A 7,647-nucleotide genomic window follows, 5' to 3' on the forward strand; every position below is an offset into this window, starting at 1 on the left:
CGGAAGGTAAATGGAAAGGTAAGTTAGGTGTGCGTTTGGCCGCACACCCAGAATATGTCCGCTGAGTTTATTCTTGTCCTTCTGACTTACCAACAGACTTGGCGTTACCATTTAAGGTGTTGCCCAGCATCGCTAACAACTGCTGCTTATCAGCGTCTGAGGTATTACCTAGTTGTTGGAAAAACTTACTCATAGCGACGTTTTTCATTGTTTCTGACGACGCATTTGCGCCACTTAACACACCTTTCAAATCATCCATGATGTTTCTTTCACCAGCTAGGTGGTCTTTAAATAAAGTTTGTACTGTGTCACTTTCATCCACTAGGCCATCAATTGACTTGCCTAGCGTAATAGCTTTCATGAACTGGTTGAAGAATTGACCGTCACCACCCATGATATTGATGTCTGCATTGCCTAGTGTCTTCGCTAAGACCTCAGATTGGTGCGCAGCAATTTCTTTCTCTGTTTCTAACTTAGCCAAAGTGAGCTCTTTTTGCTGGTTCAGTTTCAGCGTAAAGCCTTCATAATCTCTCGCATCTTTGTCCATTGCATTTAGCGCTTCGAGCTTCTCTTCTAGACCTTTCGCTTCTGCTGTCATGCGACGCTCTAAGGTAATCGCCTCAGCCTCACCTTGTTTCTCAATCGACTTAGCCATAGCCGTTTGTACTTCAGCTTCTGCAAAGCCAATGTCTCGCTTACCTTTCGCTTCTGCTGCTAGTCTTTGCTCTAGTACTTGCGCTTCAGTCTCACCTTGCTTTGCATTTGCTTCAGCTTGTGCTTTGATAACTTCTGCTTCAGCCAATCCAGATGCTGCTTTTTCAACTTGCTCAGCTTCTGCAAGAATCTTTTTAGACTCGGCACTTTGGTTAGCAATACGCAGCTCGGCCTCTGCCATTTTTTCCAGTTCACGAGCTTTAAACTCAGCCGCCTGCTCTTGTGCTTTCGCAGCTTCAATATCTTTTACCAGTGCTTCTTCAGCTTCGGCTTTAGCTCGAATGACAATCGCTTCTTTTTCACGCTCAGCAGCTGCCAGAGTTTGAACATCTTTAATACGCTCTTGCTCTTCAGCAACGGTTTTCTCAACAGCAACTCTGTCACGCTGCACCTCAGCGATTTCTTTGCGCTCAACTTCTAGCGCTTTTTCTTTGTTGATGCGCATGATTTCAGTTTCTTTCTCGCGCTCAATCACCTCAATTTCACGAGAGCGTGCAACTTTTTCTTCTTCGATAGCGAGTACGCGTAGACGGTTTTGCTCAGCAATATCAATCTCACGCTGCTTGTTTTGCTCTGCAATTTCAAGCGCTTCGTCTGCTTTAAGTCGCGCATCTTCTGCTTTTAGGCGTTCTTCTTGTTTAACACGCTCAGCTTCTGACGACTCGCGCGCACGCACAGTATCAATCTCGCGCTGCTGCTTTGCCTTAGCGTCTTCTTTTTGGCGCTCAATTTCTAGAGACTTTTCAAGCGCTGCTTGGTTTTGAATTTCAATTTGCGCTTGTTCGTCACACTTCAATTGGTTTGTTTGAACATTTTGCGCAGCAGTTTTCTCTGTGATGCGGCGAATACCCTCAGCATCTAAGATATTGTTTTCATCCAACTTATGAATAGAAGTTTGCTCTAAGTAATCAATTGCTACGTCTTCTAACGTGTAACCCGATAGGTCCTGACCAATGACTTCTTTAATCGCATCTCTGAATTCATTTCGGTGAGTAAACAACTCTTCAAAGTTCATTTGTTTACCAACTGTCTTTAACGCTTCAGAAAACTTTGCTTCAAACAATTCTTGTAGCGTTTCAGGCTGGGAAGCGCGGGCACAACCGACCTGTTTTGCGACACGCAAAATATCTTGCTTGTTTTCGTTTACACGGATGTAGAAAGTAATGGCAATATCAGCTCGGATGTTATCTTTACAAATTAAGCCACTGTTTTCTCTGCGCTCTAGCACCATCCGCTTGGTAGAAATATCCATCACTTCCATCTTATGAATAACCGGATAGACAATACCACCTGTCGTCGTTACATCCGGTTCACTCTTCATCTTATTGATTATAAGCGCGTGACCCTGGTCCACTTTTCGATAAAACCTACCAACGATCAAAATAATCGCAAATATAACCGCAATTGAAACGCCAGCGATTGTTAAAATGGGTCCTAGATTATCTAAAAATTCCATGCGTGTTCCTAACTAAATATTTGGTTTCCCGAGATAGCTTCGCTTTTGGTTGTTTTCACTTAAACTCAATACAAAGCCACTATTCGTTTTTTTCATTAACGGCCCGTTATTGTATGGACCACTTTTAATTATGACGCTTGTGAGCGTTTACTATCCTATTATTTTGTTACCAAGGCTTGACGACAACTACGTAACTGTTTCGTATTTCGTCATGCTCTATGAGTAATCCTGTATCGCCCAGTTTAAATTCATTGCCTTCTTCGCTGCGCACTTCAATTAACTGTTCAGTTCCCTGAAATTGCACTTTTGCTTGTCCGAAGCTGTTTGTTACCTTGCCTGTTGCAATAACACACTCGAGGCCAATAAATTCGTTTTTAGACGCGGTTTCTTTACTGTCGAAAAAACGCCTGAGAGGCCTAACCAATAGTGCAGTTAACGGAATTGAGATAACAAAACAGCCAAACGTCACCGCTGCACCTAGCAGATAAAAGACCACGCCTTCACCTAACACATACTCAAATAATTGATGGGCGTAAAAACTGATCACCCAACTGATCAGCACACTCAGGCTAATTGAGATGGTCAGTGGTACACCACCAAACCCCATTTGGAGTATTGATTCACCAGCGTCGGCTTCAAGTTCAACATCTCCCTCTAACATGTCAATGTCAGCAAAGCCCAGCAACGTTATGACCCAAAAGCCAATTACGATAAGGAGCAACGTCGTGAATACAACTGTCGGAAAAGTAAAAATTGTATTAAGAAAGTCCATAAATTTCCGTATACCTCCACTCTGTATACTGCAATGCGCTAAATCAGTTCACGCTGTGAATCATTTTGTCTCTTTAACATGCTCGATCAGAAAATCTGCTACTTTCTGTTTTACCAAGCGTTTATCAGCGTCTGGTATATTGAACCGCTCAGCAAGCAACGCTATCTCTTCATCGCTTAAGTTAAAACTGAGCCTCTGGCGCGTCTTTTTTGACTTGATTTCAAGCCCTAAAATTCGCCTGATCATATCTGATGGGGTCAGCTCTTCGTCAATTGCACTTTTTTTTATAAACTTTTGCACTTCAGAGCTTAAGTCAAAAGCAAGTTGCGTGGCACGTACCGCTTTCTCTTGCTTTTTCCAAGCGTTCTTACTGTCGGTCATCGCAGCTATTTACTCTGTTTTGCTTTAATGCGCGCTAAAATATCAGCACCTTTTGCGGCTTCGTCGCCGATCCCTACTGCACGCATCTTGTCGTGTAGAGATTTATCATTACTTTCATCAGCAAGTTGTTGTGCAGCATCCAAATGGTCTTGTTTATCTATCTGACGTTGCTTGATACGCTCAAGAGACTGTTTAGCTGAAGCCATTGCAGAATCACCTGACGCCATATTGTCATTTACCGCCATAGTTGCCTTTTGCACACTTTCTGTGGTTTTCACCATGCTCAGCTGGCGTTGATTCTCCACGATGGTCTTTTCAGCTCGCTTAACTTGCTGCTTTAATTTAGTAACGCTAGCAGTAAAGGTAGCTAACACTTCTTGCTGTTGAGATTTCTGTTGTTCAAATTCAGCGATTTTACCCGCAATTTCCAAAGCAAGAGGCTCTTCCCCTTTTTCCAGCGCCTGACCTGCATAACCCTCGTGTTTTTCGATCTCGCTATCTAACGCCTTGATAGATCTTGTTGTTTGCATTTCTTTAGCCATAACTTCAGTTAGGCTGCGCTTTGCTACTGCTAACGCTTCTTGCGCATCTCTGATCTCTTGCTCGAAAATCAGGATTGCGTTGGCATCAACAATGCTTTCACCCACTTCGGTTACACCACCTTTAACCGCGGTAAATAACTTCTTTAAAATACTCATTTTGAATACTCCTTTTATTCGGTCAAATAGTCGCTAATAGCTTCTAACGCATCTATTGAATTAGCAGCTAAAGTAATGATTTCATGACTTAACTGTTCAATTGTCGAGTTTGTAGAAAGCGCACCGAAAACCGCATATTTATTGTCGATTTTTGCAAATGCACTCAATGGCATTGGCACATTCAGACGTAGCAGGGTGTCGTTTAATTCTGCATGTTTATCCGCGTTGATTTCTTCTTCAGAAAACAAATAGCAAATACACAATACTTGCTCATCTGTGTGTGTCACAAAGATAGGAAGTTCATCGTTTCCATCCACAATAACTTGTAGTACTTCTTGACCAACATGATTGATAAAAAATGACTCGAAACTCGATCCTTCAGTTTCATACTGAGATAGTTTTAGCGCAAGCTCATTAAATTCCATGTAAGAAATTCCTTATGTCAAATGGTGCATTTTTAAATGAAATTACACCGGATTGATTGTATGAGTTATGTTCTAACCTTGCCAATCGAGACATAATATGTCAAGTCAACTTTTGAGTTTTGTTCCGAAAAACAGTTTAAAAAATCACTTTTTTCCTCTTTTTATTTTACAAAACATAAGCATACTCTCGCCTTATGAAAGTATTAATTCTTTACGATTTTGACGAAAGTTGTGAAAAATAAACAAATTTAAAAGAAGAATGGCGTTACGACTAGATTGGGAAACCAAATTACTCAACGACATGAAAAGTGCAGACAGTTAAAAGGTTAGTAACAACCCATATTGGAGGAGTGTTATAAAGGAAAGAAACACGCTAGTGATTTGGTAAAAGTATCTAGCCCACTTCTTGTGTGCATTAATACCCCTACTATCGCCAAATTTCAGTTTTCTACGAATAGCGCTCGATTTTGGCAAGTAAGTTGTTTTTTACAGATGGCCATTCATGCGCCAAGATTGAGTAGATAGCAGTATCTCTTATTGACCCGTCTTGCATCACTTGATGACTACGTAAAACACCATCAAGTTTAGCACCCAATCGCTCTATTGCAGTGCGAGAAGCCTGATTAAAAAAATGCGTTTTAAACTCGAGCGACAGTGCACCATTCGTTTCGAACAAATATTGCATAAGTAAGTATTTACTTTCAGAATTAACTACCGTTCTTTTAACTGTATCAGCATACCATGTGTAGCCAATTGCGGCTCTACAATGTAGATCGAACACGTCGTAAAATCGAGTTGTACCGACTATTTTATTATCAACGCTCGTTTTGACAACAAAAGCGGGGGCACCATTTTTTGCTGACTCAACCGCCTTTTCAACATACCCAAACATTTTATCTGGAGAAGGGACTGATGCATACCATAGCTCCCAACTATTCCCATCCCGAACAGCATCAATTAACTGCTCTACATGAGCCATTTTAATCGGTTCAAGTACAACAGAGGTCCCTTCTAAAACTTTACTTTTGAGCCACACATTAATATTCCCAACGCGGTAAACAATATCCTGAATTTTAAAGCAAAGTACTAAATTAATCACCTATTTAGTTAGCTATGACAATCACTTTATACGTTCAATACGCCTGCTCAGCTTTTTATTCTGCTGGGAAGAAACCGACTGATATACAAATTCGTATAGCTCTAAACTTTCACTTCCATCAATGCAATATTTTGTGTAGCTAAGTCCAGTGTTTTTATATCTGCGCTCACCAGTTTGCGCTAGCCATCGCTCATGTTTGAGCAATTCATACTCACTGTCTTCAACTGTGCCAATAAGCCTCTTAATATCAATAGCTTCAATAGTTTTACCTTGTTCATCTTGTTTCACACGAAGTATATTTTCACGATTAGCACTTTCAAATACTAAATACTCCCCAACGGGCTGAGCAAAAACATGATTATCTCTCAATAAAATGATATTAAGGTCCCTAAGTATTTGCGATTGAATTAGCTCAAAAAAGGTCTCAACAGACTTGCCTGAATACCTAGCCAGCTCTTCTATTATCAATAAAAGTGCGTCGTTATAGAGCGTATTTTTGGCCAAAACAAGTCCGTTCTCAGGCTCATCTATCACAAGAAACTCTGATAGTTGCTTGGTACAATTAGGTAGCATATTCGCCAACTCGCCAATACCTAGACATGAGTTTAAGAAACTATGAAATCCACTTTTAAATACAACCTGATATTTACGTGATTCTTCATTTCGTATTTCGATATGAAAGCTACACTCCATATCACGCTCAGCCTCATCACCAAACGCCATAAATTTATCTTTTATTTCAATGTGATAATTTTCATTCACAACTGCAAGTTCCCATACATTTATACTACAAAAAAGCGCCCCTATGGACGCTCTTTACTTTCAATCTCAAACCTGACTCATACCTCTTGGCAACATGCATAGCTTGTACAGCCAGCAGATGAATAGAACTCGGCAACATTAACACCATCGGCGATTTCGTTAGTTTGACCTTGTGTAAGTGAGTTATTGTTATCTGAAGATTTCTTGATACTTTTCTTGTGTAATAAGCATTCCATCACAAGCTCCATTCTTATTATGATATACTTGCTACATCAATCTAATGCTTGCCACCTAAAATGTAAACAAAAATTTTATTTTGTATTTTTATAAAATTAAAGCTAAATAAAAAACACAGATAGTCTTTTAGCCATTGAATATAACCAACATGAACTTTGAGATTAAAAGTAAGCACCTACGCTTAAGGCCAAAATAAATAGATAAAAGGTTTATATTGGGAGTCATTAGAAGTAACACATCAGTCTACCTAACTAATTTAAGCATTTTAAATTTTTTATTTAAAAATGCATATTTTATGAAGCTTTCAAAATTAACTATTTATAATAAACGTGAGGTAAGGGTTTTATTATCGAGCTATTAAGATAATCAGAGCGCGCTCTATCGTTGAAAACACATTGTAATCAGCTCAAGTATAGGATTTTTAGTAGCGCATTACTTTGTATAAATAACACTCAAGCTCACTGGATGCCTTGCAATAATCACTACGAATATAGCTTACCATAGACTCAATAAAGCGATTTATAACACAACGTCTAAGTCATAATATCGCTCCAACATCAAGGCTAAACCTCTTTAATTGCAGAGCAATAAAAAATAAGTCAATCAGTTAAGTAATGCAAAACGTAAGTTAAACACGCCAGTGGTAACCTCCTCGACCTCAATTGACGCCGAGTTTCGATACAGGTTTAGCTCAGTTAATAGCTTAATGCGATCCTGCTCTGACACTGAATCTTCATCAACCAATAGCGTCGCATTGATATGATGTTTGGTCAGGTCTGAATTTTCAACCACATCCACTGCATATTCATCAAAATTTAATTGCTCAATTAGTTTTTGGTCCATAGCCTGTCTTTATTGCAAGTTACTAAACAACAATAACTATATAAAAGTCCTTTCCTCTCAACTATTACAAAGTATTACACGTGAATAAAAAATAGTCTATCCACATTTTTTTCTATATTCTTGATAAAAAAGCCAAACAAAATACTGATATAAAAGGTGTTTTATGAAGAAGCCGAGTGATAATTAACTATGGTAGGATTTGTATGCTCGCCATATTGAGCACTGTTATGCTTTCTTCACAGCTTAGTTCTTAAGCCACA

Annotated in this window: 9 protein-coding genes; all 9 read right to left on the bottom strand. The window is 39.4% G+C overall.

Features of this window, described 5'->3' with window-relative positions; all coding sequences use genetic code 11:
- Positions 1-67 precede the first annotated feature (67 nt).
- On the bottom strand, positions 68-2,170 hold the full coding sequence (locus N482_RS22255) for a flotillin family protein (protein ID WP_063379139.1): 2,103 nt from the start codon (positions 2,168-2,170) through the stop codon (positions 68-70).
- 166 nt (positions 2,171-2,336) lie between these two features.
- Positions 2,337-2,942 (bottom strand): DUF1449 family protein, encoded by a 606-nt coding sequence (locus N482_RS22260; RefSeq protein WP_063379140.1) that lies wholly within the window; start codon positions 2,940-2,942, stop codon positions 2,337-2,339.
- A 60-nt stretch (positions 2,943-3,002) separates the two neighbouring features.
- Complete coding sequence (locus N482_RS22265; RefSeq protein WP_063379141.1) at positions 3,003-3,323, bottom strand: hypothetical protein; 321 nt, start codon at positions 3,321-3,323, stop codon at positions 3,003-3,005.
- A gap of 5 nt (positions 3,324-3,328) precedes the next feature.
- A complete protein-coding gene (locus tag N482_RS22270; protein ID WP_063379142.1) occupies positions 3,329-4,021 on the bottom strand; it encodes a PspA/IM30 family protein in 693 nt (230 codons plus the stop codon).
- A gap of 14 nt (positions 4,022-4,035) precedes the next feature.
- Complete coding sequence (locus N482_RS22275; protein ID WP_063379143.1) at positions 4,036-4,446, bottom strand: YjfI family protein; 411 nt, start codon at positions 4,444-4,446, stop codon at positions 4,036-4,038.
- Positions 4,447-4,894: 448 nt separating this feature from the next.
- Entirely contained in the window at positions 4,895-5,482 is a 588-nt protein-coding gene (locus N482_RS22280; protein WP_063379149.1) for a GNAT family N-acetyltransferase, read from the bottom strand.
- Positions 5,483-5,566: 84 nt separating this feature from the next.
- On the bottom strand, positions 5,567-6,307 hold the full coding sequence (locus tag N482_RS22285; protein ID WP_063379144.1) for a hypothetical protein: 741 nt from the start codon (positions 6,305-6,307) through the stop codon (positions 5,567-5,569).
- Positions 6,308-6,384: 77 nt separating this feature from the next.
- Positions 6,385-6,543, bottom strand: coding sequence for a hypothetical protein (locus tag N482_RS25055; RefSeq protein ID WP_155730682.1), 159 nt, complete (start codon positions 6,541-6,543; stop codon positions 6,385-6,387).
- A 604-nt stretch (positions 6,544-7,147) separates the two neighbouring features.
- Positions 7,148-7,387 (bottom strand): hypothetical protein, encoded by a 240-nt coding sequence (locus N482_RS22290; RefSeq protein WP_063379145.1) that lies wholly within the window; start codon positions 7,385-7,387, stop codon positions 7,148-7,150.
- Positions 7,388-7,647 lie beyond the last annotated feature (260 nt).

It is taken from the genome of Pseudoalteromonas luteoviolacea NCIMB 1942 (assembly GCF_001625595.1).
Classification (GTDB): domain Bacteria; phylum Pseudomonadota; class Gammaproteobacteria; order Enterobacterales; family Alteromonadaceae; genus Pseudoalteromonas; species Pseudoalteromonas luteoviolacea_A.